Consider the following 24,550-nt stretch of genomic DNA (forward strand, 5'->3'; position numbering starts at 1 on the left):
AGAGGCAGCTTTCTACTATTTTTCAGCAGATAGAAAACGCTTTAAATTTAGTTCTGCTTTCTCCCCTTTTAAATAATGAATTGCTGTACAGCTTGCCAGCCGAAATATATACCAAATCCTATTAGAGAAAGGCCGGATATAACGGAAACTGCAGTCAAAAATGTCGCTGCTAAGTACCTTCGAAAAGTGCTTGCTAAAGCTGCCATAGCAATATCCCAGCATAAAATCCCTGTAAAAATAGCACAGCTGTATAAAATGAGCTGTTCTGTTTCGTATGTATTAGCTGTTTTGGCTAAAACAGAGCCATAAATACCAAGCCAAAAAAGAATAGTAAGCGGGTTTGTTAATGAAATTAAAAAACCTGAAAAAAAACACTTTAATACCGAATCTCCTTTTGCGTTCCGATGCTGTGTAATTTTCCCTGTGCTCATTAACCCTTCAATACCGGTATAAATTAATACGAAACATCCAAACGAAAAAAGAAACGTTTTCATAAAATCGCTGTTTAAAAAATGAACGGACCCAAAATAAACCACAAGCATATAAAGAGCGTCAACCGATGTTGCTCCTATCCCTAAGAACCAAGCATGTAAAAAACCATTTTTGATTCCTTTATCAAGCTGAGCGGCGTTAATTGGACCGATTGGTGCGGCTAACGATAGCCCTAATAACATATAGCTGAAAAAAGCTCCCACATGCATCCCTCCCTGCTTCTGAGGTTTTATAAATTGAACTATGATAAATGTATGCAGCCTGCTTAGCTTGTACTACGTAATTTTTATTTTATTTCTAAATCCTTTTGTATAGCTACGAAAAACCAGCGCATGTTAACTGTAAATACTATACAGAAGGATGAGAAGCATGAATTCATACACTCATATTAAAGAAGCATTACAATTAGCTGAACAGGCTGTTTATCAAGGGCAGATGAATTTGGATGCAGCCAATTTTCAAAAAGCTCAAATGCATTTGAATATGGTTCAGCAGCAAATTAATGAACAAAAAGAAGCGGCGTCTGGTGATAAAGAATTAAGACGAATGGAAGAACACTTAAGACATTTACGTGAAGCGCAGCAGGCTATTCAACAAAATTTTTAATAAGGATAATAACCACCTTTTTTCACTTTTATACGAAAAACTAAAAAAGCTCTACGAACTCACTGAGTTCGTAGAGCTTTTGATCTTCACCTGCAGCTTTTAAGAGCTGCGTAAAGAGTATCATTTTTTCTTTAGCCTTATACATACTTTCCGTAATCAGGACGAGCAATTTCATCGAAATTCTTCGTAAGCTTCAATAAATTAGTTGAAAGCCATTCTCCGGAAACTGGTTTTCCATGTCCGGTCACCGCCACAGATGGATAAAGTGACTGAAGCACTTCAACTGATCTTTTGGCAGATGCCCAGTCCGTAGTTAAATAACGAGGAGGTCCACTAATTTCCAATTCTTGCTCTAGTACATCCAGTAAATATTCTTGCTTAGTGGTAACAAAAGCATCTCCGGCGATAAGCGCAAGATCTTGCTTTCTAAAAAGAGAAATATGTCCTGGAGAATGACCAGGGGTGTGAATCCATTCCCATTGCGGCATATGGGGTACAGAGCCGTCGGCTGGTAAAGCTTGCACATGAGAGCCTAAATCGATGGCTTCCGTTGGAAATAGTGGAGAAAGCTTTGCTACAAGCCCGCCTTCGACTGTGCCATCTGGTGTAGGATAATTTTTTTTACCCGTCACATATGGAAGTTCAAGTGGATGTGCATATACCGGTATTTGCCACTTCTCCACTAGTTCAATAATAGATCCAATATGATCAAAATGTGCATGTGTAAGAATAATTGCTTTTGGTTTTTTTCCTTTTCCAAACCTTTCCTCTGCCTCTTTGATAATCATAGAAGCCGAATTAGGCATTCCCGCATCCACAAGTACAAAACTATTGTCTTTGTCTGGATTTCCTATAAAACATACGTTAACAATCTGTGTAGTATAGCTGTAGACGTCGGGCGTCACTTCGACTCCTTTTCCACTGGCTATAGAACTCATGGGAATGAAACTTTCCGTTGATGAACTTCCGTGCATATCCCTATTCAATTTATAATTTCCTCCTTTAGCGTGTCACTTCATATACGTGATACACGTTTATGCTATCCACCTTTGCTTTCGTTATTCTTTTTTTAAATAGCTCTCTTTTATGTATCCATAAAAAAAGAAAGGAGAAAAACTCCTTTCTTTTTTTACATCAATTATACTTTTGCCGGAACTTTAACGCCCATGATCGCTTTTGGCTCTAGATATTCTTCAATACCAAATGCTCCCCACTCGCGTCCAATACCAGATTGTTTGAATCCACCGAATGGTGCAGCTCTGTCTTGCTCGGCATCGTTGACGATGATTTGACCAGCTCTAATATTTTTAGCAACATAGTCAAGTGTTTCTTGGTCTTTTCCGACGGCATAGCCTGCAAGTCCATAAATTGTATCGTTTGCAATTTCAAGAGCTTGCTCTAGATCATCATACGTAATAATAGTTGTTACAGGTCCAAAGATTTCTTCTTGTGCAATAACCATATCATTTGAAACGTCAGTAAAGACTGTCGGTTTAACAAAGTATCCTGTCTCTAAGCCGTCTGGTTTGCCCGTTCCGCCAGTAAGAAGCTTTGCACCTTCGTCCATTCCTTTTTTAATATAATCCTGTACGCGATCCCACTGTTTTTCCGCTACGAGCGGTCCAGTTACGTTGTCTTTATTTAACGGATCACCAACTGGGAATGATGGTAGAACCTTCTTCACTGCTTCTTCAAATTTTTCTTTCATAGAGGCAGGAATGATAATGCGCGTTGCCGCCGTACATACTTGCCCTGTATTCATTGCAATGTGTGAAACTGCTATTTTAGCCGCTTCTTCTACATCCGCATCCTCTAATACAACTAGCGGTGATTTCCCGCCTAGCTCAAGCGCTACTTTTTTGATTGTTTTAGCCGCGTTTTGCATAATTTTCTCGCCTACAGCACCTGATCCTGTAAATGATACAAAATCAATGTCCGGGTGAGAACTAATACCGTCACCAATTGTGCTTCCCGTTCCGTTTACAAGGTTAAAGGCACCTTTTGGTACACCAGCTTCATCAATGATCTCTGCTAATATCATCGCTGCATACGGTGTAAGTTCTGATGGTTTTAATACCATTGGACTTCCTGCTGCGATAGCTCCTGCAATTTTAGTAGACGTCTGATTTGTTGGGAAGTTCCATGGTGTAATAAGTCCGCTTACTCCAATAGATTCTTTCACGACCTTGTAGCTTCCATGATCTTTTTCAAATGTGTAATCTTCAAGTGCATTAGCTGCTTCTTTAAAGTGGCTAAGTCCCATTTCATAGTGAACTTCTTCTGAAATCTTTAAAGGAGCGCCAAGCTCTTCAGTCATAACCTCAATAAGCTCCTGTTTACGCTTTTCATACCCTTTTGCAATATTGCGAAGCATTTTAATTCGCTCTTCTTTTGTTGTTCTTGAAAATGTTGGAAGAGCTGCTTTAGCTGCTGCCACGGCTTTATCTAGATCTTCTTTTGTACCTAAGCTAATTTTACCAATTGATTTTTCAGTAGCAGGATTGATCACATCTGACGTTTCGTTTCCTGTTGATTCAACCCATTCTCCGTTAATAAAGTGTTTTAAGTTTGTACGCATTGATTTGATCTCTCCTTTTAGTTTGTTAATTGTTGAACTATGTCATCTAGTTTTTATCTACCCGCCTGTCTGCTTCTCAAACACCGCTTATATTATTTTTGTTTCTTTCACTGCCTTATCCCTTTTCCAATCCGCTTTTCGCAGCTGAAATTATTTTCCCCCTGAAGCTTTTTAGTTCTTTATAACAAACAGAGATTGAGTCATAACGAAATCAATCCCATCTAAAGCTGAACAATTGGGATAAAGGAGCTAGTATGGATTATTTGTTATACCCCTGTTGATCTCCGTGCAAGCCTTCGCTTTCCGCGGACGGTCGATGAGCCTCCTCATCGCTTACGCTCCTGCGTGGTCTCACTAAATGGAACCTATATTCACCATAACCACAAAAAAATCCCAACGAGTTTGATTCTACGTCAAGAATCTCGGTTCCTCGTTCGGATCTTCCTTTAACTAAAACACTTTTGTTTTCCCCTCTTTTGTATTAACGTACTTCTTGTAAACGATGTACCACTCTGCTTTCAATTAACGGTTCTGTTTGCTGTCTGTATTGTTGATAGTGAGGTGTTTCAATGTGAGCCTCAATATCTTTTTTGCTTTCCCATTTCTCATAAAAAACAAATGTGCCTGCTTTTTCTGTATCCTGGTGGAGAGTGTATTGAATACATCCTTTTTCTCCTCTTGATGGTTCAATAACTTTTACTAACTCTGATCGAAGCTCTTCTTCTTTTCCTGGCTTGGCTTTCAAAATGGCGTTAATAATAATTTCTGACATCGTTTTTCCTCATTTCTTTAAAAAATATTTCCTATAAAAAGCTTCCCTCTTTTTGTATTTATTACACTGACCATCATATTTTTTGTATGATGATTGATTTCTCTAGTCCAAGACAGCAAAACATCCATGTTATCTACAGCGGTCTTTCTTGATGCTGTTGATAAAAAAGCCTGTAGGCTATAAGCCTACAGGCTTTTTTACATCTTATTTCAATAATTGCTTTACGACTGCTTTTGCTACACTGATTGTTGACTGAGGATTTTGACCTGTTATTAGGTTGCCATCTGCTTGTACATTATCTGTCCAGTTTGGAGCAGCTACTACATTTGCCCCAAGTTCACGCAGACGTGTTTCCAAAAGAAACGGCATGAAGCGGTCCAATGTTGTTTCACGTTCTTCATCATCTGTAAACGCAGCGACATCTTTTCCTTCGACCAACGGCTTTTCATCTGATAATGTAACACCTACTAAGCCTGCGGGTCCGTGGCATACAGCGGCTACTACTTTGTCTCCTTCGTATAGTTCACGAATTAAAGCATGGAGCGTTTGATTATCTGGCAGATCAAACATTGTGCCGTGACCGCCTGGTAAGAAAACAGCATCGAATTTAGCACTGTCTGTAATTGTATCAAGTTTTAGGGTATTCTCTAGATGCTTAGCTGTATTTAAGATTTCTTGAGAAGTCTCCCCTTCAAGGCTGCGAGCATCCACCGGCGCTTTTCCTCCTAGAGGACTTGCTACCGTAATCGTAAATCCAGCTTTTTCGAACTCTACGTACGCTTCACCAAATTCTGAAAGCCAAAGGCCTGTTGGATGATTTTCTTTCATTTTGTCAGCCGTTGTTACGACCATTAATATATGTTTAGACATAGTAACGTCCTCCTGTAAATAAAGATAGTATTTTCTGTTTCCGCCTTACACACTATATTGTAAAAGAGGAATTACTATAATACAAATTAGAAAATATCTGCTTATCCATAAATATTTTTATAGATAATGTGTCATTGTTAATAAAGCATCTGCGAAAGAAACAACCATATAACACCTGAACTTATTTTTTATACACTCAAAAAAACCGCCCTTTTGAGTAAGCGCGGTTTTTCCAGAAAAGCATAGAATCTGTCTTTTATTTTAAAGAACAGATTGAGCGTTCATTTGTTTCACTTTCTTTTCTCCCGTTCTTTTAAGACTTACCATAAAAATAAACGAAATACAGTACAGCCCCGCCAAGTACGTCATCGCTACTGTCATATCATAGCTTTGCAAAAGATAGCCGACAAGAATGGGTGATAACCCTCCCAACGCTCGCCCAAAGTTAAAAATAGTGTTCGTTGCAGTGCTGCGCACTTCTACTGAATAGTGGCTGCTGATCAATGCTCCGTATCCCGCGAACATTCCGTTTGAGAAAAATCCGACTACAGCTCCTCCTATAAGCAGCCCTGCACTTCCTTCGGCATACGAGTATAAAAATACCGCACAAGCTGAAGCGAGAAGAAAGATTCCAAAAGTACGTTTCGAACCAAAACGATCCATAAATTGACCAAATGTTAGCATGCCTATAATCATTCCAACGGCTGTACTGATTGTCCAAAGAGCTGAACTTGAAACAGAGAGGCCTTGTGATTGCTGAAGCATAGACGGAAGCCATATCATGAGTCCGTTATAGCCTGCAATTTGAACTGTAGCCATCACTGCCAGCGAAATAGTCGTCATCGCCGTCCTAGGCGTAGCGAATAATTGACGAAGCTTACCATTATTTTTAACAACCGCTGTTTTCTCTTTTTGAGCTTGTAGCCACTCAGGAGATTCGTTTAAATTTTTTCGTACGATAAAAGCAAAAATGACGGGGATAATTCCGACAAAAAACAGCGCTCTCCATCCGAAAATCGGCAGGATCAGAGAACTTAAAAGCGCCGCAAGGATCACTCCAAATTGTGCGCCAATACTAACATAGGATGAAGCTCGTCCTTGCTTATGTTTCGGCCACGCTTCTGCTACAAGAGCCATACCGATCCCGTACTCTCCTCCAGCCCCAATTCCGGCAATAAATCGCGAAGCATACACTTGTTCAACATTTGCTGCAAAACCTGTCAATGCCGTTCCGACTGCAAATAGAAGAACCGTGTAGGTAAAAACCCGCACTCTTCCAAATTTATCTGCTAAAATTCCGAAGATGACTCCACCTATCAGCATTCCTATATTCGTAATAGAAGAAATAAGTCCACCTGTTGCTAAATCAATGTGAAATTCAGCAATAATCATTGACATAGCAAACGAGATAAACATAATGTCCATCCCTTCTAACGTCAAACCTGCTACTGATGCTACAACTGTCTTGTTACGATAATTCATGTTGTTCCACCCTCCAGTGTATTCTTTCTGTATCAACGCTCTTTCTTTTTTGAAGGAATGGATAAATAACATATCTCCATTCTCTTTTGAAGCCTCTCTGGACTTCGTTTAAAAGAGGTAAGTAACACATAAAAGCCCTTTTGTCGCAGAGGGCAAAAGGGCACAGATAGGCATAGAAGCAGTAAATAAGTGATCCGTCCTTTTCGGCCTCTCTGGACCGTCTTAAAGGCAGTTATTATATTAATCATTATGTTAACACGCCGCACAGAACCTTTCAATAAGAAAAATATCTTCTTTAAAGCAGCTATGTACATCTCTCACTTTTTACATTCATATTATTTCGTTCATTATTTTTTAAATATGGTTAAAACCAAAGCCTAATGTATCATGTTCAAAACCTTTTTTAGGCGCACCTATCGTTCCATACACACAAACGCTAATCCATTCGTCGCTTGATCCTGAAAACTCAATTTTTCCTCGTACGATTGAAAATGTGAGTCCGACCGTCCGTAAAATATCACCCAGCTGCAGCGTTCCTCGACTAACTCCTTGAATGGCTTCAAGTATAGCATGATAAAGAGCGTGAACTTCCCGGTACGACTGGGCATTAATAATTTTATTTGTCTTGGCGCTCGTTTCAATTGCCGCCACGACTTTAGACAGCTCCATCGCTCCCACTTTTCCTACTGTGTAGCTGTATCCTCTCTCATTGATTTCCTTTTCAATACCTTCAGCTAGTTCCGTATTATGTAAAAGAACGAGTAAAGATGTTAATCTTCCCATTGAAAAATCATTAACTTGTTGAAATTTATTGCTCAACTGTCATTCCCTCCCTTCTATCCCCTTATTATTTTAACAGACGGTACCTAAAAGGGTGCTGATTATTCAACGAACGAGCGCTCACTTAAAGGGTTAGGAGATCTATGTGTACTGTCCACCACTGTTACGAAGTAGACTTTGCATAAATAAGTAACCCACCGTTTAGTAAGCGCTTACTTTATTTCTAAGGAAGAAATCATTTTTCTCTACTTACGTTAAGACAAGCTGTGATTCAACTTTTAACTTTCCCAGCATCTCTCTCGTCATTTTTTCTAGGTTATATTCTGCTTTAAATCCCCACTCTTCCATCGCACAGCTGGAATCTATATGGTTAGGCCAGCTTTCAGCAATTGCTTGTCGAACAGGATCTACTTGGTAATTCAGCACAAATTCCGGAATCGTTTTTCTGATTTCAGTCGCCATTTGTTCTGGATCAAAGCTCATGGCAGAAACGTTAAATGAATTTCGGTGCTTCAGCTTAGAACCGTCTGCTTCCATTAGTTGGATAACAGCATTTAATGCATCAGGCATATACATCATATCCATATATGTTCCTTTGTCAATATAAGAGGTATATCGCTTATGCTTAACGGCTTCATAATAAATCTCAACAGCGTAGTCCGTTGTTCCTCCACCCGGAGGCGTTACGTATGAAATTAAGCCTGGAAAACGTAGCCCTCGTGTATCTACTCCGAATTTATGATGGTAGTAATCGCAAAGTAATTCACCCGCTACTTTATTAACACCATACATCGTGGTAGGACGTTGAATTGTATCCTGCGGCGTCCAGTCTTTTGGAGTCGTTGGACCAAATGCACCAATTGAACTTGGAGTGAAAAATTGACACTGAAGCTCACGTGCTGCTTCGAGCGCGTTTACTAATCCGCCCATATTTAGATTCCAAGCTAGAAGCGGTTTTTGCTCGGCTGTCGCTGATAACAGCGCAGCCAAGTGAATAATCGTATCAACTTTATGCTTTTTAGCGATCGTAAATAACGCAGTCTGATCGGTTACATCTAAAATCTCGAATGGACCTGAAGTCACGACATCGCTCGTCGTTTTGCGAATATCAGTGGCAATAATATTTTCTGAACCATATATCTCTCTCATTTTCGTCGTTAACTCAGAACCGATTTGCCCTAAAGAACCCGTTATTAATACTTTTTTCATGTCAATATCCTCCTCGTGTACTGCCTAGATTAAACGTTTAGATTAATTTCATTTCCTTGCCTACCTTTTTGTAGATACGAAGTGCTTCATCTAACATTTCTTTCGTATGAGCAGCCGTCGGCATATTGCGAACGCGTCCTGTCCCTCTTGGAACGGTTGGGAAAACAATTGATTTAGCGTATACCCCTTCTTCTATTAATCTCTCACTAAAAATCTGCGTTTGGTTTTCATCTCCTATGATGCACGGAGTGATAGGTGTTTCACTTTCTCCAATGTTAAAGCCTAGTTCTTTTAATCCTTGCTTTAAATACCGGCTGTTTTCCCACATTTGCTGCTGTAGTTCTGTGCTTGTGCTTAGGATTTCAATTGCTTTCATACAGGCAGCAGCCGTGCCTGGTGTAATAGCAGTCGAAAACAAAAAGGGACGACTTCTTACTTTTAACCAGTCGATTAAGTCTTTTTTTCCGGCCACGTACCCACCTACAGCTCCAATCGCTTTTGATAATGTTCCAATCTGGAAGTCTACTTTTTCAGATAAGCCAAAATGTTTGACTGTGCCCATGCCGTTCCCTAATACGCCCGACCCGTGAGCATCATCTACGTATGTGATTAAGTCAAATTCCTCTGCGATTTCTACAATTTCCGGAAGCTTAGCAATGTCTCCATCCATTGAGAATACACCATCGGTAATTACCATTATTTTATTATATAAACCGGATTTTTGTGCTTCGCCTGCTTTTGCACGAAGATCTTCCATATCTGAATGCTTAAAAGGAATAATTTTTGCTTTTGATAGCCGGCATCCGTCAATAATTGAAGCGTGATTCAGCTCATCTGATAAAATCGCATCATGTTTATCCATAACCGCGGAGATGGCCGCCATATTACAGTTAAAGCCAGACTGATAAGCTATAGCTGCTTCTGTATGCTTAAACTCGGCTAGCTTTTCCTCTAGCTTAATATGAATATCTAGAGTTCCATTAATCGTCCGGACAGCTCCAGCCCCCACTCCGTATTTTTCAGTGGCTTCGTTGCACGCGTTAATAAGCCTCTCGTCTGTAGCAAGACCCAAATAATTGTTGGATGATAAATTAATTAATTGCTTTCCCTCAATTTGAATCACAGGTCCGTTTGGTCCCTCTACCGGATTAATGACATTGTATAATCCTTTATCTTTTAAATCTTCTAAATTATTATTCAAGAATTCTTTTAAACGTCTGCTTGTCATCTTCCATACCCCCTCATTGTTGTTCAACACGTCTTATAAACTTCTCTTTTCCCCATTAAAAGATTAATCTAAGCACTTACAGTATATGAGTTAAAAATCAAGTGTATTCCTGAGAAAGACAAATGTTTCTTTTGAAAGCGCTTAAAATTCAATGCTTATAGAATTCATAATAATAAACAACTAGGTAAATGTCCATACTAAAAAAACAAAAAATAAAAAATTTTCTGCATTGATAAGAATCTTTCTTATTATGAATGAGTTTACGGGAACGTTATCAGACAATATCTTTTTTATTTTCTTTCTTTGATAATTCTTTTAAGGAAGAGACTGATATATAACGAAATCAATCCAATCAACAGCTAGAAGCAGCCACATACATGAGACCTACATTCACCATACCCATAAAAAAATCCGAACGAGTTTGGTTCTTAATCAAACTCGTTCGGATGGTCCTTCAACTAAAATACTTTTGTAACAGCCTCTTCCGTTACTTTTGCATAGATATGGTCTTTATTTTTTTATGTTCGTTTTTTACTAATAAGCATGAAACAGCAAAGCTTAGTAATGCAGCTAAAAACGTTCCACTGTAAATAATGTGAACACCTGATGCAAGAATTTCATGCAGCTTTGACAGTTCTTCTGCTGGTACTCCACCTGTCTCAAACGAAGCATTTAAATTTTCTTGCCCTAATTTCTTTGCTTGTGAAAGTGTCACTAAGTTAAAGATTGTACCAAACACCGCAGAACCTAGCGTTTGACTAAATGTATTTGTAAACGTATTAAGAGCCACCGCTACTCCTCTTTTGCTAGCCGGGACCGCTGATTGAATAACTAGCATAAAAATAGGCGTAATAATACCCATTCCTAACCCAAGGACCCCAACGGCTACATAAATTAAAAATACGGGTGAGTGGGTGGAAACTAAAAACAGCATAAAACAAGCCGTACTTACAATTGCCGTGCCCAGCGTAAGGATGGAGTGCGTTTTAAGACGCCCTACTAAATTCCCTGAAAGCAGTGAACCAATCGTCCAGCATACTGGCATAGGCATTAATACAAAACCAGCAGCGGTTGCACTTTTCCCCAGCACTCCTTGACTCCAAATTGGAAGGTAGACCGTAATACTAATAACTACTGATCCCACAAGAAGTGTTAATAAGTTTATAACAGATACACTTCGAATGGAAAACAGTTCAAGCGGGATAAGAGGTTCGGGAGATTTCTTTTCTATATAAATAAAGCCAATGAATGTTAGAACAGCTAGAACAAATAACCCTATAATGGTGAGATCTCCCCAGTTTTGATGCTGACTTCCGGTTAAAAGCGCATATAAAAACGCAATTGTTCCCACTGAAAACGTCACCGCTCCAATATAATCGATATAGCGTTTTTCTTTTACCACTTCTTCTTTATAGTTTACTAAAAGAACAAAAAAAGCCATTAGTCCAAACGGTATATTTAAAAAGAAAATATAGCGCCAAGACAGCGTATCTACTAAGAATCCCCCAAGAAGAGGCCCCAGAACTCCCGCAACTCCCCAAACTGCGCTAATCCACCCTTGCGCTTTGGCTCTTTCTTTTGCTTCTTCATATAAGTCGCCAATAATAATCATTGTAAGCGGCATAACGACCCCGGCGCCCAGCCCTTGGATAGCTCTATAGACAATTAATTGCTGCATCGAAAAGCTAAGTCCGCAAAGTACCGATCCGATTAAGAAAATAATGATTCCAACAAGCATAACTTTTTTGCGGCCGAATAGATCCGCTAACTTTCCGTATATAGGTGTAGATACAGCAGTTGTCAGCATATAAATGGCATATACCCAGCTAACTAGCTCAATGCCCGACAAATCACTTGTAATTCTTGGAACAGCCGTACTAACAATGGTTCCTTCCATTGCAGCTAAAACAGTGACAAGCAGCAGCGCTGTCATGATTCGTTTCCTCATCTTTCTCTCTCCTTGCAACTGCGGGCATACCATGGTTTTTCTTATAGAAGATAAAAGCGGTTTCAATATACGGATACCCTTTTAACCTTTATATGTATGTGATGCCCCGCATATAGTTGCTGCCATATGCAGCCAAATAATTATTTTACTATAAATTTTTTCAAAGCGATAGATAATTTCAAAAATATGACTTTCCTCTCATTGATAGAAACATGCTTACATGATGTTTTATTTCCTTTTTAAATTGCAAAAAAGCATCCCGTAATACCTGTTACGGGATGCTTTTTTGTAATTTTGTATGATTAGCTTAGTCGGGGATCTTTTAATAAACGTTCCATTTCTTCCATATGATTTGTTTCATCTGCAATCATATCTTCAAGCTTTACAACAAGCTCTGTTAACCCTAACTCTTCGGCTTGCTTTTTACGCTCTTCGTAGCGCTGGATAGTTTCTTTTTCAGCCTTGCTCGCTTCTTTAAGCATTTCCGTCACGTTTGAAACGTGCTTCACCTCAGCCGGCTTTGTTGTTGGTTCACCGCCAAGGTTTTTGATTTTTTCTGATAAATAAAGGGCGTGTCCTTGCTCGTCAGGAATTTCTCCTTCAAAGAAAGGTTTTAAAATTTGATATTCTAGGCCGGTTACTGTAGACGCATAGTAAGTGTACTGAATAACCGCCGAATATTCACCCGCTAAATCGGTATTAAGTCCCTCTATTAGTTGTCTCATTTTCTCTTCCATTTGAATAAACACCCTTTCATTTGCTGTTAGTAGACATGTACCCTTTCTACCTAGTCCTAAACCGCAATAAGGCGATATTCTGCTCTTTCTTTTTAAAAGTAGGGAAATTACTGAATGGAGCGAAGATGTTTGATTTCTATATTTTTAAAGAGAGCCGTTCCTCCTTGAGAGAAAAGCGTAATTCCTTGGTCGTTGTGACGCGGAAACACCTCGCTAGAATGCACGGTTTTTCCATCATCAATAAAGACTTCAATGCTTGTTTTATCTACCAATATCTTCAAATGAACATTTTTCTTGCCTGCATCAAAATAATCACGGCTTTCCACATACTTTTTGCTTTGATCAGGCTGATTGCTATAGCTTCTGTTCACATACGAGACGTTATCTTTTGCAAAAATGCCCACATCAATGTGCCGCTTTTGATCTGCGGACTCTCGAAGTCGTAAGCCTACATTTTCTGCATCTGACCATGAAATATCTGTATCAAGCTGATAAGCTTCACCTTTTATCTTTAACTTTTTCTCTCCGTTTACTTCTACTTGTTCAAGAGAGTTTGTTGAATCAGTTAGCTGATTTAATTCTTCAACAGGCTTTGATAACAGGCTGTACTGATCGTCGTCTTGTTTTGAAAGCGTAATTTCACGGGTTACTGAATCGAAGCCGTTAAACCCTTCTTTCATCGTTGGCGTCTTATCTGGATAATCCCAGTTGTTCATCCATGCAAAAGCGTAGCGTTTTTCTAAGGAACCTGTATTTTTACCGTCTTCAAACGTGACTGCTCCGTACCAATCGAAACCATGATCGAGCCATTGTGGCTCGTCCATATCGGGAGTGAATGTTGTTCCATCGTAATTTCCTGTCCAATAAGCATAGGTGTTTGGCTTTCCGCTTTCTTTTCCATTTGCACTTGTCCCGAGAACCCACTTAACTGTCCCGTCATCTGCCTTCATTTGAAAAAGATCTGGACATTCGGTAATGCCAATATCTTTAGTTACAAATCCTCCCGTATACGTCCAATCCTTTAGATTAGAAGATTCATAAAATCCAATTTTTTCACCTTCTGACATGACGAGAACCCACTTGTCATGTTCATTATCCCATATGACTTTGGGATCTCTAAAATCTTTGGTGCCTGGATTAGGCATAATAGGATTTTTGCTATATGATTTAAAGGTTTTTCCTCTATCGGTACTATACCATATATATTGTTCTTGCTTTTGTCCATCGGCAGAAGGCTGGGTCATAATCGCTACAATTGCGTCTTTACCAAAGCCTGCTGTGTTATCTTTATCCTCTACAACGGATCCGGACCATATATCGCCATTTTTATTTGTATACTTTGGAATAGCTATTCCTTCATCTTTCCAATGAACCAAATCTTTAGACGTTGCATGTCGCCATTCCGTCCCGTTCCCTTTAGGATAATCATGATTGTATAAGTAATAGTAATGATATTTCCCGTCAAAATAAATGGGCTTTTGGGGATCATTTTTCCATTTATCAAGCGTACTAAAGTGATACACTGGGCGATAAGTGGATTCACTTTTATTCTCTTTTTCTTTTCCTTGGTCTTTTGTATCCTCTTTTTTGGATACGGTTGCTATAATGAGTCCAGCTATTACAACTAAAAGAACGGCAAGCGTTAGCCATTTATAAGCACCTTTTCTCTTCAAACAAACCCCACCTTTCTCTTTTTTGTCTACATCGAATAAAACAAAAGAAAATGGTGATTACAATCACCATTTTCTTTTGTTGCTATTGCAAAGCGCTTAGTCTTCATCCACTGTTAACTGACCTTGTTCAAGAACACTATCTTTTACAACAGATGTTTTTGAACCGTCAATATTTACTAAGAAGCTTGGTGCAAATGTAGAGTGGTTGTCTTCATAAAAGCCTCTGTTTGTCATGTAGCTTGTAATAACGACATTATCACCTTTTGTTTGCGGTACGGCAAAGTGAGAATACGTAAATGTTTTATCTTTAGGATCTAAATTCATGTGAAGAACTAATCCCGTATCATTTAAAGGCTTGTATTTTCCTGTTAACGTATTTGAAACATAGCCTAGCATATAAACGTCATCTTGTCCGATTCCATCAATCGTCATTTTAGATCCGCGAGAATCGGTGAACAAGTACCATTTTCCATCTTTTTTGAAAATGTTTGCACGTTCAATTTCGTCTGTAACTGTGTTTGATGTAATAAGCGGCTTCATTACTTTTTTGAGCGTATAGTCATCATTTAACTCAATAATGCCTAAAGCCCCGTTTGCTAAAGAAGCTTTTTCTTTATTAGATCCTTCAAGAAGCTTTTTCTTTTCAGATTGGAAGAAAGGGTTATTTCCTCCGTAGTATGCTCTGTTATATAGAGAGTCTTCGCCTTGGTAGCCATCTTCTGTTCCAGTGTTAGCTTCGAAAACAAGGTACTTATGTCCGTTGTCTTCTATGTAATGAGGATCTCTTAGCGTATGGTTATCCCCTGTGTCATAACCGCCTTCATCAATAAACTGCTGAACCGTTTGATAAATCTTTCCGTCACCGTCAAAGATTGACTTGTAATCTTCTACTCCGTCAACTTTTAACGTATTATCGTTTGGCTGAGACATGTTTACTTGAGCTGTCGTTAACGTTTGTTTTCCGTATTGTTTACCTGAATAATCCGTGTAGAATAAACGAACTTTACCATCTTTTGTTAACGTGGCAGAACCAGACCATTCTTGTGTTTGATTTTTAAGATGCGGGTCATTCGGAACGAATTTATCACTGTCTTTAAACACTCTTCCAGCGTTTTTCCAGCTGTCAATTGATTTGTCTCCAGCTTTTTTATAGAAAAGATAAACAGACGTGTCATTCGAATCTTTTGGATCACCTGCTAGGGCAAACACAATTTGATATCCATGATAAGTCGCTACTGTTCCATCAGCATTTTGTAATGGCCAGCTGTCCCATACATCTAAGTCAATTGTATTTCCCGATGCATCTTTTCCTTTAGCAGAAGCAATGTTTTTAATAGTTGATTCATCAAAAGCAGGAACTTTAAATTGATCACTGTTTTGCTGCTGTGGAATTTTCACCATATTATCGCGAGTAATATGCGAAATGCCGTAGCTATTATTAAAGTCTTTGCTGTCATTTCCTTTAGCAAATGTTTGATATCCCCCGCCTACTAGTAGGGCTGCAGCCAATGTAGCAGCAGTTGTATGCTTAGCAACTCGTTTCATTTTCATATGTTTTCTCCTTTTGTGTTAGTAAAGAATATAAATTTATTAATTCAATTAGCTATTAAAAATCCAAAAACAGAACCGGTTCCGTTCAACCAAAAGATTACTTGGATAAATGACGAAAGTCAAACATGCCAAATGTAGCTATTTCTGATTTTCATCTTTTTCATTGAGCTGTAACTAGGACCAAAGTTTACGTGTAAGGGCCTTTTTTATGTAACCGTTTTTCCAAAAAAAGTGGACGGCTTTTTTTACATTCCAAGCCACGATTTCCAGCCGTTGCGTTTTATACTTTCTACATGATTAAACACTTTATCTTCCCGGCATTGAAAGCGCTATTCCGTTTTTTATACTTTCCGACCATTCTGTTTTCATCAATCTCTTGAAAAATCAGTACTTTTTTTATTAGCCGGACATGAAAACGTTCTATTCTTTTTCCTTTCTGAAGATTAGGATGATAATAATAAAGGTCTAAAGTATGTTTTCAGAAAAAAATATTCCTTCTTTTTACCTACTCATTTTTATCTTTTTTAATGCATTATACGCTCTCTCTTTTGTAAAAAGAGAGAGCGTATAATGTATTTTTTAAATATTAAGAGTCTAAGCCAGTTGCTTTTCCTTCACGGCTGGAATCAGCTGCTCCAAATAAACGGCCGGTTTCTTTATCAATTTGAATACCTTGAACATTTCCGATTGGGAATGGCTCATCTCCAAAATTAAATCCCATGGCTTCTAGCTCTCCTTTGGCATTCATATCCACTCCGGCTTCCCAACCGATAAGTGATCCTGTACTATTAAAAATTCTTGGTTCTTCAATCGCTTCTTTTATATCCATTCCATAGTCTAAGACATTCATAAGCGTTTGAAACACAGACCCTACAATCGTTGGTCCACCTGGAGATCCTAAAGTGAGTACAGGTTCGCTGTCTTTAAAAACGATGGTTGGACTTTTACAGCTAACCGGACGCTTTCCTGCATCCGCTTGATTTAACCCTCCAGGAATAGCATCAAAATCAGTAAGCTCGTTGTTGAGTAAAAACCCATGGTCTTTAACCATAATTCCTGTACCAAAAGGATGTTCCACAGTTGATGTACAAGCGACAATATTGCCCCAGCGGTCAACTACCGTGAAGTGAGTTGTTTCACTAAGCTCACGTTCAGGTTCATAAGGCTGACGCACAACGTTCACTTTTTGGCCTTTCTCATAATCCCACGGGTTGCCAAAATCAACTTTCTCATTTTTATGCTTCCAATTAATTAATTTTTGACGTTCCTTTATATATTCGTCATTTAAAAGCCCTTTTAATGGAATGTCACTGTAGACTGGATCTCCAGAGAATGCAATTTTATCTGAAAATGCAATGCGCATAGCCTCTGCAAACAAATAATACTTTTCCCAAGATTTCACGTCGTACTGAGACACATCAAAGTCCTCTAATAGCTTTAAGATTTGCAGCACAGTGGTTCCTCCTGCACTAGGCATGTTGGAAGAAGCAATTCGGTGTCCTTTATAATCTCCCCACACGGGCTCATCGATCTTAATCTGGTATTCTTTCAAATCCGACAGTTCCATAAAACCGCCGTGCTCTTTGATCGTTGAAATAATGGCTTCTGCAATTTCACCTTCATAAAAAGCCTCGATACCTTTTTCTTGAAGAATGCGGAAGGTTTTAGCAAGATCTTTTTTATTAATCATATCTCCTTCTTGCATAGGCTTGCCGTTTGGGGAATATAGCTGCTTAGCATGTTCTCCTAGTCGGTAGGCATATGTTTTTAAAATATCTCCAAGAACCCAGTTTGTTTCCACACCTGCTTCTGCTGCTTTGGCAGCCGGTTCAATCAATTCAGCAAGGGGTTTTGTTCCATACTCTTTACGAGCTGCTTCCATCGCCTTTAAAATCCCTGGAATTCCAATTGCCGTTGCATGAGTAGAACGCTTTCTAAATGGAATAACTTCTTTATTTTCATCAAGAAACATTTCAGGATACGCTGCTTTAGGAGCCTGAGAATGCCCGTCAAAAATTTTAGTTGTTTTGCTTTCATTGTGGTATACCATAAAAAAGCCGCTGCCTCCAATACCGGTCATCATCGGTTCTCCAACGTTGAGCCCAAACTGAACGGCAATTGCTGCATCAATTGCATTGCCTCCGGCTCTTAGCACCTGTTCTCCGGCGTCTGTTGCAATTGGATGAGCACTGGCTACCATTCCTGTTTTTCCAACCGCTGTTTCTCTTCTATATGAACTCTTTCCTGAACGAGATAAACTTTTTCCATTAATCATCTTTTACAACCTCCTAGTTACTTACTTTATCTGGGATATTGGTAAAATACCCTATTGCTTTTGAGATAAAACTGTTTAAATTTGTATTGATTACTTTAGCCAGCCTATTTATAGACCAATATCCCTAGCGTATTTTAAGCCTTTGAAAGCCATAAAATAGAAAAAGCGCCAACCCTTTTTGTTTAAAGAAAAGGTTAGCACTTTTTGCGTTCTCTAACGTTTATACACTTTTACACTTGTACCGAAGCTACTTCATTATTTACGTTTAGCAGGTCATAAAGCTCTTGAAGCCTTCCTATTTCATAGGTTGAATTCCAATTTGTATCATTCTTTTTTTCCTGAGGATTAAACCAGCACGTGTCAATACCCGCTAGCTGCCCGCCTTGAATGTCTGCACTCAAAGAATCTCCAACAATTAATGTTTCATGTACGGACAACTCTTTTATACGTGAAAAAACATAATCAAAATATTCCTTCATAGGTTTTTGAAAGCCCGTATCTTCTGAAACAAATACTTCTTTAAAATAAGGATATAGACCTGAGTCCTGAAGGCGCTTATATTGCGTAGCCGATACGCCATTTGTAACAACATATAACTCATAGTGACAGTTCAGGTTTTTAATTACCTCAATTGCTCCGTCAATTAGCTGATGACCATTGTTCAAATACGTTCGGTACTCCGCTTCAAGTAGCTTTCCGTCTTTTTCTATTCCATATTCTTTACATAGAGTAGAAAAGCGAGTATTTACAACTTGCTCACGGCTTATTTTATTTTCTTCAAAAGCTGTCCATAACCCCTGGTTTATCAAGCTATAACGTTTTTTGCTTTCCTCAGTCAGCGGAATATCGTGGTTAGCAAAAAGAAGCTGTAAAGCCTGCTCTTCAGCTGCGTTAAAATCTAAAAGCGTATTATCAATGTCAAATAGCAGCGTTCGGTATGTTTTCATTCTTCTCTCTCTCCTTCAACTAATCTATTACTTTGTCTACTCGTATATATTGTCGTTTGCTAGACAGCTCAGTTTTTCCTTATCTTTGAGAATAATGGAGCCTTTCTTTTTTTCAATAACTCCTTGCGCTACAAATTTCTGAAGAACACGATTTAAATGCCGGTAAGTCGTTCCGATTAAATTAGCTATATCTTTTAAGCTTTCTGTTTTTTGATTCATAACCAAATGCGATTCTTCACAAAAAATAGAGAGCAAGTAACTAGCCAGCCGCACTTCAACTGGGTACATTAAATTAAAGCTTAGCGAGTTCGATTTTGCACAAAACTTTTTTGTGAGCATTTCCAGTAAAAACGTCAGCAGCTGTGGATCATTGCTCGCATGCTGTTTTAATCGTTTGTATGGTATACCGATAACAACTAAAGGTGAAACGGCTTCAACCGTATTCATAATATCAACATCTTGTACATACTCAATATCGCCTATTACTTCAAGGGGCTGTTTAAAGGAAAGAACAAGCGTCTTGCCTTCGGGCGATATGGTATAAACTTTAACCTTGCCTTTCATCAATATGTACAAACAGTGAGACGCATCTCCTTGAGAACAAAGACGTTCCCCTGCCTCGACATCATACAATGACAAATGTGGTAGTAACTCTTTTTTGAAAACCGACTCTAATTTATAAGTATTTATATACTCCATCAGCTGTTTCTCACTCGTAATTTCCCTCATGTTTTTCCTCTCCATCATAACGGTTTCTTTTATTAAACAATAACATTTCCTAAAATAAAAAGGACATATGTCTCAAATAAATTTTTAATTTTTACGTTATGTTCATAGCTCACTTTCAAGATAAATATATACACAAAAAAGACTCTAGCTTGTTCGCTTAGAGTCTTTTTTTGCTAAACGCTCTTTTTATTTCTACCGTATCCAACGTAAATAAAGACGCCAATCAGCATCCAGCCGATTGAATACATCCACGTTTTCATTGATAAGTTGAACATAAGAAAGATACAGCAAAGAATAGCAATAATTGGAATAAATGGTACAAAAGGTACTTTGAAACCGCGTTTTAGGTTAGGCTGAGTTTTTCGTAGAGCCAAAATCGAAAATGAAACGGCAGCAAACGTGACAATCGCTAGCATATTCGCTAAATCTGCCAGCTGTTTTAAATCAACAAAACCAGCTACAACAGCGCCTAACGCGCCCACAAGCCATGTGGATATGACAGGTTCGCTGTTTTTTCGGTTTACTTTCGCAAAAAGAGACGGCAATAATCCATCATGGCTCATTGACATCAGTATGCGAGGCACGACAAACAAATAAGCAAATACGACGGCCATAATACCAATAACCGCTCCTATAGATACAATGAACGCTGCCCATTCTTGTCCTACACTATTGAGCGCATATGACAACGCATCGCCTACGTTTAGCTCTTTATAGGAAACCATTCCTGTTAATACTAATGCAATTACTACGTAAATGACTGCACAAACACTTAGTGCAATCAAAATGCCTAGCGGCAAGTTTCTTTGCGGATTTTTCACTTCTTCTGCCGAAGTAGAAATGGCATCAAATCCGTTATAAGCAAAAAAGACGGAAGCTGCGCCTGCAAAGATTCCTTTCACACCAAAAGGGGTAAATGGGTGCCAGTTATTTGTATGAATAAAAAAGACGCCGACGGCTACAAATAAAAGAACAATACCTATCTTGATTAAAACCATTAAGTTATTTATTTTTTTACTTTCTTTTACCCCTCTTGTTAATAAAAACGACATGCACAGCACAATAAATACTGCCGGAAGATTAATAATACCTCCATCGCTCGGTATGGCCGTGAACGATTCAGGAAGTCTAATACCAAATTCAGTAAGCATATTATTCACATAAGATGACCATCCACCCGCTACTGAAGCTAAAGATACCGTATAGCAGCCTACGATGGACCACCCTATTAAATGCGCTACAAATTTTCCTAGTGAAACATATATGTATGTATATGCGCCTCCCGAACTTGGAATAGCTGAACCAAATTCTGCATAACACAGCGCAACAAGAATACAGGCTACTGCAGAAATAACAAAGGAAATGGAAACCGAGGGCCCTGCATCCCTGGCTGCAACTAACCCTGCTATAACCAGAACTCCTGTCCCAATAGTTGCTCCTACTCCCATCAAAATCACATCAAATAACCCTAGTGTCTTAGTTGATTCTTTTGCTGCATTTTCCTCTAACAGCTTGTTAACATCTTTTTTTGCAAACAGATTACTCATGATGACTAACCTCTCTTTATCTCATTACGAATGACTACTTTTTAGTGGTAGATCTTTCTATATATGTAACAGTGAATTATTTTACTACATTTAATTTTCTGTGTAAAATAATTTAGTTTTTTAACTTTTTAATGATTAAAACAAATTTACTAGTGATGTTTTTTTATAACACCATCATGATGTACCCGAACAGACTAAAAACATGTGTTAACAACTTTCTCAAAATTGGCTTCATTCACGATTGCTTTTGTACTATACTAAAGAAAAACTTCATAGGAGCAACGTAAAAGATGAACTTATTTTATTTTCTAAAGGGGTTAGTGATCGGTTTTTCCGTTGCTGCTCCCGTCGGTCCCATTGGTATTTTATGTATTAATCGCACGTTATCTAAAGGGCGATTACACGGATTTGTATCCGGGCTGGGAGCAGCTACAGCAGATGCTCTTTATGGATGCACCGCTGCGTTTGGCCTAACGTTCATTACAACCTTTTTACTAACCCAAAAGATTTGGCTTCAGCTGATTGGGGGATTATTTTTATGTTATTTAGGTGTACAAACCTTTCGTTCTCAACCTGCAGAGCACGCTGCCGCTGCTAAAGGAGGGGGTTTGCTTCGTTCTTATACATCCGTTCTTTTTTTAACGGTTACGAATCCAATGACGATCTTATTTTTTATTGGCGTATTTTCTGGTGTAGGCATTAGTAAATCAGTATTTGATGTTGCTTCTGCTTTGACAATGGTTGCAGGCGTATTTTTAGGATCGGCCTACTGGTGGCTTTCGCTCAGTTTTGCTATTAGTCTTGCCCGGTCGAAGTTTACGAATAACAGCTTGATCTGGGTAAATCGTATTTCGGGAGCAGTTGTACTGACTTTCGGGATATTTGCGTTATACAAGTTGATATAAAAAGTCATTTATCTCCTTTTCCGGGATGAAATTACTTTTTTAATAGAAAAGAATAATCTTAAAAAATACCCTAAACGCTGTCTTTTCTGTATAATAGATAAATAGAAAAACAGAAAAAGTATAAAAATGCTTGAAAACTACATACTCAATCATTAGTCTTCAAACATAATAAGGGGAAATAAAGCATGACCATTCTTCTAGTAGATGACAATCAAGTCAATCTATTTGTGATTGAAAAAATTTTAAAAGGTGCTGGCTACGATAACTGTGTGTCTCTTACGTCTGCCCATGCCCTTTTCGACTATCTTAACCTGGACGACGAGAACTCAAAAACGAATTCGGTCGATTTGATCTTACTTGATATTATGATGCCCGAAATTGATGGAATCGAAGCCTGCAGGCGAATTCAACAGGTAGAACGCTTAAAACATATTCCAATTATCTTTGTCACAGCTCTAGAAGACAGCAGCAAATTAGTAGAAGCTCTAGACGCCGGCGGAACAGATTACGTCACAAAGCCGATTAATAAAGTGGAACTGCTGGCTCGTATGCGGGTAGCCTTACGCCTTAAAGCAGAAATTGACTGGCACACGGAACATGAAAAGAAAATTCAAACTGAGTTAGATTTAGCTACGCACGTACAGCAAAACTTACTCAGTCCCCCTTTACGAGAGAAAGATATTCAAATGGAAGTTTCATATTATCCTTCTTTTAAATTAGCGGGTGATATGTACTATTGGCACAAAATTGACGAGCATCGGTACGGAATTATTCTTTTTGATATGATGGGGCACGGCATCTCTGCCTCGCTTGTTTGTATGTTTATTTCGTCTGTGCTCAGAGAAGCTATCAAGTCTCTCATAGACCCTGAGCAGGTTATTACAGAGTTGAATCGCTACATGGAATTATTGCACAGCGAAAAAGATGAAATCCCTTACTATTTCACTGCTATTTATTTAGTGATTGATACGGAAGCTAAGACAGTAGAATATGTGAATGCCGGGCATCCAGAAGGTTATATGTTAGTCGATGAACATACGCTCGTTCCTCTTCAACGAGGAAGCTGTCCTGTAGGGTTTTTTGAAGAAATGGACGTTCAGAAATCTGTTGTCAGCTTTGAAAACGATGTGCAAATTTTGCTATTTACAGACGGAGCTCTTGAATCAATGGGCCCTTGCGAAAATGAATCTGCTCTTCGTCTTCAAAAGCTTACTGAACAAAAATGGACAAATCCGCAGACATTTATGAATGAAATTTTTTCAGAAGAACAAAAGTTAAATCAGCCTGATGACATGTGCGTGCTTATGATTCAAGCACAAGCAGAATAAAAAAAGACCTCATAAATGAGGTCTTTTTTTATTGCTTTTGATAGATGCGCTCGTTCCCTGCAAACTCGATATAAGAAGCTGCTCCTTCAGCAAAGCGAAGCGTTTCTTTATCACCAAGCCCAAGAAATCCTTTTGCACACAGGCTTTCTGAAAATAAATTATACACTTGATTTTGCAGCTGAGCTGTAAAATAAATAAGGACGTTTCGGCAAATGATGACGTGAAATTCATTAAATGACTGATCCGTGACTAAATTATGCTGAGCAAAGATAATATTTTTTAACAGCGACGGATGAAAATATGCATAGTGATGGTCCGTCTGATAATATTCCGAGAAGGCGTTCTTTCCACCGGCTTGAATATAATTTTTTGTATATGACTTCATTTTACGTAAAGAAAAGGCACCTTGTTTTGCTTTTTCTAATACATCTTCGTTCATATCGGTTGCGTAAATGACCGTTTTATCCATTAACCCTTCTTCTTCTAAAAGAATCGCCATAGAAAATACCTCTTCACCCGTTGCACAGCCAGCGTGCCAAATGCGAATTTCCGGATAATCCTTTAATACCGGAATCACTTTTGTGCGAAATGCTTTAAAAAAGCTTGGATCGCGAAACATCTCTGTTACATTTATCGAAAAATCATTTAAAAGCTGATTCATAAATTCTTCTTCATGAATCGCTTTTTCTAACAATCGAGATACGGTTGGAATACGTTCAATTTTCATTCGATTATAGACCCGGCGACAGATAGAAGATTTAGCGTACTGTCTGAAATCGAATCCTGTTAATCGATAAATAGCCGTCAGCAGTAAATCAATCTCTAAATCTGTTTTTTTATTCATAACTAAGTCTTCACTTAAATCTAGGTGCTTCATATCCATTTATGTTTCA

21 protein-coding genes are annotated in these 24,550 nt (G+C 38.5%); 3 read left to right on the plus strand and 18 right to left on the minus strand.

What is annotated here, in order from left to right:
• Positions 1-68: 68 nt before the first annotated feature.
• Positions 69-695 (minus strand): LysE family transporter, encoded by a 627-nt coding sequence (locus tag AC4NPH_RS07235; RefSeq protein ID WP_279824941.1) that lies wholly within the window; start codon positions 693-695, stop codon positions 69-71.
• 166 nt (positions 696-861) lie between these two features.
• Here AC4NPH_RS07235 and AC4NPH_RS07240 point away from each other — a divergent pair, with 166 nt between their 5' ends.
• Entirely contained in the window at positions 862-1,098 is a 237-nt protein-coding gene (locus tag AC4NPH_RS07240; RefSeq protein WP_013056274.1) for a hypothetical protein, read from the plus strand.
• Positions 1,099-1,235: 137 nt separating this feature from the next.
• Here the strand turns inward: AC4NPH_RS07240 and AC4NPH_RS07245 are convergent, their stop codons facing one another.
• The 16 genes from AC4NPH_RS07245 to AC4NPH_RS07320 form a co-directional block, all read right to left on the minus strand.
• Positions 1,236-2,084, minus strand: a complete 849-nt coding sequence (locus tag AC4NPH_RS07245; RefSeq protein ID WP_053487053.1) for an MBL fold metallo-hydrolase — start codon at positions 2,082-2,084, stop codon at positions 1,236-1,238.
• A 152-nt stretch (positions 2,085-2,236) separates the two neighbouring features.
• A complete protein-coding gene (locus AC4NPH_RS07250) occupies positions 2,237-3,676 on the minus strand; it encodes an aldehyde dehydrogenase family protein (protein ID WP_025749256.1) in 1,440 nt (479 codons plus the stop codon).
• A 481-nt stretch (positions 3,677-4,157) separates the two neighbouring features.
• Positions 4,158-4,448: a putative quinol monooxygenase gene (locus AC4NPH_RS07255; RefSeq protein ID WP_013056270.1), complete on the minus strand. Its 291-nt coding sequence runs from the start codon at positions 4,446-4,448 to the stop codon at positions 4,158-4,160.
• Between the two features lie 204 nt (positions 4,449-4,652).
• Entirely contained in the window at positions 4,653-5,318 is a 666-nt protein-coding gene (locus AC4NPH_RS07260) for a type 1 glutamine amidotransferase domain-containing protein (RefSeq protein ID WP_013056269.1), read from the minus strand.
• A gap of 261 nt (positions 5,319-5,579) precedes the next feature.
• Positions 5,580-6,800, minus strand: a complete 1,221-nt coding sequence (locus tag AC4NPH_RS07265; RefSeq protein WP_013056268.1) for an MFS transporter — start codon at positions 6,798-6,800, stop codon at positions 5,580-5,582.
• Positions 6,801-7,154: 354 nt separating this feature from the next.
• A complete protein-coding gene (gene hutP, locus AC4NPH_RS07270) occupies positions 7,155-7,619 on the minus strand; it encodes a histidine utilization transcription antiterminator HutP (protein ID WP_013056267.1) in 465 nt (154 codons plus the stop codon).
• A gap of 210 nt (positions 7,620-7,829) precedes the next feature.
• Positions 7,830-8,789: an L-threonine 3-dehydrogenase gene (locus AC4NPH_RS07275; RefSeq protein ID WP_013056266.1), complete on the minus strand. Its 960-nt coding sequence runs from the start codon at positions 8,787-8,789 to the stop codon at positions 7,830-7,832.
• A 37-nt stretch (positions 8,790-8,826) separates the two neighbouring features.
• Positions 8,827-10,017: a glycine C-acetyltransferase gene (locus AC4NPH_RS07280; RefSeq protein WP_013056265.1), complete on the minus strand. Its 1,191-nt coding sequence runs from the start codon at positions 10,015-10,017 to the stop codon at positions 8,827-8,829.
• Positions 10,018-10,504: 487 nt separating this feature from the next.
• Positions 10,505-11,965, minus strand: coding sequence for an MDR family MFS transporter (locus tag AC4NPH_RS07285; RefSeq protein WP_013056264.1), 1,461 nt, complete (start codon positions 11,963-11,965; stop codon positions 10,505-10,507).
• 302 nt (positions 11,966-12,267) lie between these two features.
• Positions 12,268-12,702, minus strand: a complete 435-nt coding sequence (locus tag AC4NPH_RS07290) for a ferritin-like domain-containing protein (RefSeq protein ID WP_013056263.1) — start codon at positions 12,700-12,702, stop codon at positions 12,268-12,270.
• 107 nt (positions 12,703-12,809) lie between these two features.
• Positions 12,810-14,375, minus strand: a complete 1,566-nt coding sequence (locus AC4NPH_RS07295) for a glycoside hydrolase family 32 protein (RefSeq protein ID WP_098197133.1) — start codon at positions 14,373-14,375, stop codon at positions 12,810-12,812.
• A gap of 96 nt (positions 14,376-14,471) precedes the next feature.
• Positions 14,472-15,926, minus strand: a complete 1,455-nt coding sequence (locus tag AC4NPH_RS07300; RefSeq protein ID WP_013056261.1) for a glycoside hydrolase family 68 protein — start codon at positions 15,924-15,926, stop codon at positions 14,472-14,474.
• Between the two features lie 586 nt (positions 15,927-16,512).
• Positions 16,513-18,201, minus strand: a complete 1,689-nt coding sequence (gene ggt / locus AC4NPH_RS07305) for a gamma-glutamyltransferase (protein ID WP_013056259.1) — start codon at positions 18,199-18,201, stop codon at positions 16,513-16,515.
• A 230-nt stretch (positions 18,202-18,431) separates the two neighbouring features.
• The gene (locus AC4NPH_RS07310; protein ID WP_053487051.1) at positions 18,432-19,148 is read right to left on the minus strand and encodes a YjjG family noncanonical pyrimidine nucleotidase; all 717 of its coding nucleotides are present in this window, start codon (positions 19,146-19,148) and stop codon (positions 18,432-18,434) included.
• Between the two features lie 36 nt (positions 19,149-19,184).
• Positions 19,185-19,877 (minus strand): Crp/Fnr family transcriptional regulator, encoded by a 693-nt coding sequence (locus AC4NPH_RS07315; RefSeq protein WP_013056257.1) that lies wholly within the window; start codon positions 19,875-19,877, stop codon positions 19,185-19,187.
• Between the two features lie 173 nt (positions 19,878-20,050).
• Entirely contained in the window at positions 20,051-21,424 is a 1,374-nt protein-coding gene (locus AC4NPH_RS07320) for an amino acid permease (protein ID WP_098197132.1), read from the minus strand.
• A 290-nt stretch (positions 21,425-21,714) separates the two neighbouring features.
• On the opposite strand from AC4NPH_RS07320, the gene AC4NPH_RS07325 reads away from it, so the two are divergent.
• Both AC4NPH_RS07325 and AC4NPH_RS07330 read left to right on the plus strand, forming a co-directional pair.
• A complete protein-coding gene (locus AC4NPH_RS07325) occupies positions 21,715-22,329 on the plus strand; it encodes a LysE family translocator (RefSeq protein ID WP_491938674.1) in 615 nt (204 codons plus the stop codon).
• 185 nt (positions 22,330-22,514) lie between these two features.
• Positions 22,515-23,657: a SpoIIE family protein phosphatase gene (locus tag AC4NPH_RS07330; RefSeq protein ID WP_013056254.1), complete on the plus strand. Its 1,143-nt coding sequence runs from the start codon at positions 22,515-22,517 to the stop codon at positions 23,655-23,657.
• A 28-nt stretch (positions 23,658-23,685) separates the two neighbouring features.
• Here the strand turns inward: AC4NPH_RS07330 and AC4NPH_RS07335 are convergent, their stop codons facing one another.
• The gene (locus tag AC4NPH_RS07335; protein WP_013056253.1) at positions 23,686-24,540 is read right to left on the minus strand and encodes a CheR family methyltransferase; all 855 of its coding nucleotides are present in this window, start codon (positions 24,538-24,540) and stop codon (positions 23,686-23,688) included.
• Between the last annotated feature and the right edge of the window lie 10 nt (positions 24,541-24,550).

The organism is Priestia sp. MDV22-iso46, from assembly GCF_058629175.1.

Bases quoted from the DNA above. Each gene is read 5' to 3' on its own strand.
- AC4NPH_RS07285 (WP_013056264.1), bottom strand. From the start codon at position 11,965: ATGAGGAAACGAATCATGACAGCGCTGCTGCTTGTCACTGTTTTAGCT.
- AC4NPH_RS07325 (WP_491938674.1), top strand. From the start codon at position 21,715: ATGAACTTATTTTATTTTCTAAAGGGGTTAGTGATCGGTTTTTCCGTT.
- AC4NPH_RS07265 (WP_013056268.1), bottom strand. From the start codon at position 6,800: ATGAATTATCGTAACAAGACAGTTGTAGCATCAGTAGCAGGTTTGACG.
- AC4NPH_RS07280 (WP_013056265.1), bottom strand. From the start codon at position 10,017: ATGACAAGCAGACGTTTAAAAGAATTCTTGAATAATAATTTAGAAGAT.
- AC4NPH_RS07255 (WP_013056270.1), bottom strand. From the start codon at position 4,448: ATGTCAGAAATTATTATTAACGCCATTTTGAAAGCCAAGCCAGGAAAA.
- AC4NPH_RS07275 (WP_013056266.1), bottom strand. From the start codon at position 8,789: ATGAAAAAAGTATTAATAACGGGTTCTTTAGGGCAAATCGGTTCTGAG.
- AC4NPH_RS07315 (WP_013056257.1), bottom strand. From the start codon at position 19,877: ATGAGGGAAATTACGAGTGAGAAACAGCTGATGGAGTATATAAATACT.
- AC4NPH_RS07260 (WP_013056269.1), bottom strand. From the start codon at position 5,318: ATGTCTAAACATATATTAATGGTCGTAACAACGGCTGACAAAATGAAA.
- AC4NPH_RS07320 (WP_098197132.1), bottom strand. From the start codon at position 21,424: ATGAGTAATCTGTTTGCAAAAAAAGATGTTAACAAGCTGTTAGAGGAA.
- AC4NPH_RS07290 (WP_013056263.1), bottom strand. From the start codon at position 12,702: ATGGAAGAGAAAATGAGACAACTAATAGAGGGACTTAATACCGATTTA.
- AC4NPH_RS07250 (WP_025749256.1), bottom strand. From the start codon at position 3,676: ATGCGTACAAACTTAAAACACTTTATTAACGGAGAATGGGTTGAATCA.
- AC4NPH_RS07330 (WP_013056254.1), top strand. From the start codon at position 22,515: ATGACCATTCTTCTAGTAGATGACAATCAAGTCAATCTATTTGTGATT.
- ggt (WP_013056259.1), bottom strand. From the start codon at position 18,201: ATGATTAATGGAAAAAGTTTATCTCGTTCAGGAAAGAGTTCATATAGA.
- AC4NPH_RS07300 (WP_013056261.1), bottom strand. From the start codon at position 15,926: ATGAAAATGAAACGAGTTGCTAAGCATACAACTGCTGCTACATTGGCT.
- AC4NPH_RS07310 (WP_053487051.1), bottom strand. From the start codon at position 19,148: ATGAAAACATACCGAACGCTGCTATTTGACATTGATAATACGCTTTTA.
- AC4NPH_RS07335 (WP_013056253.1), bottom strand. From the start codon at position 24,540: ATGGATATGAAGCACCTAGATTTAAGTGAAGACTTAGTTATGAATAAA.
- AC4NPH_RS07240 (WP_013056274.1), top strand. From the start codon at position 862: ATGAATTCATACACTCATATTAAAGAAGCATTACAATTAGCTGAACAG.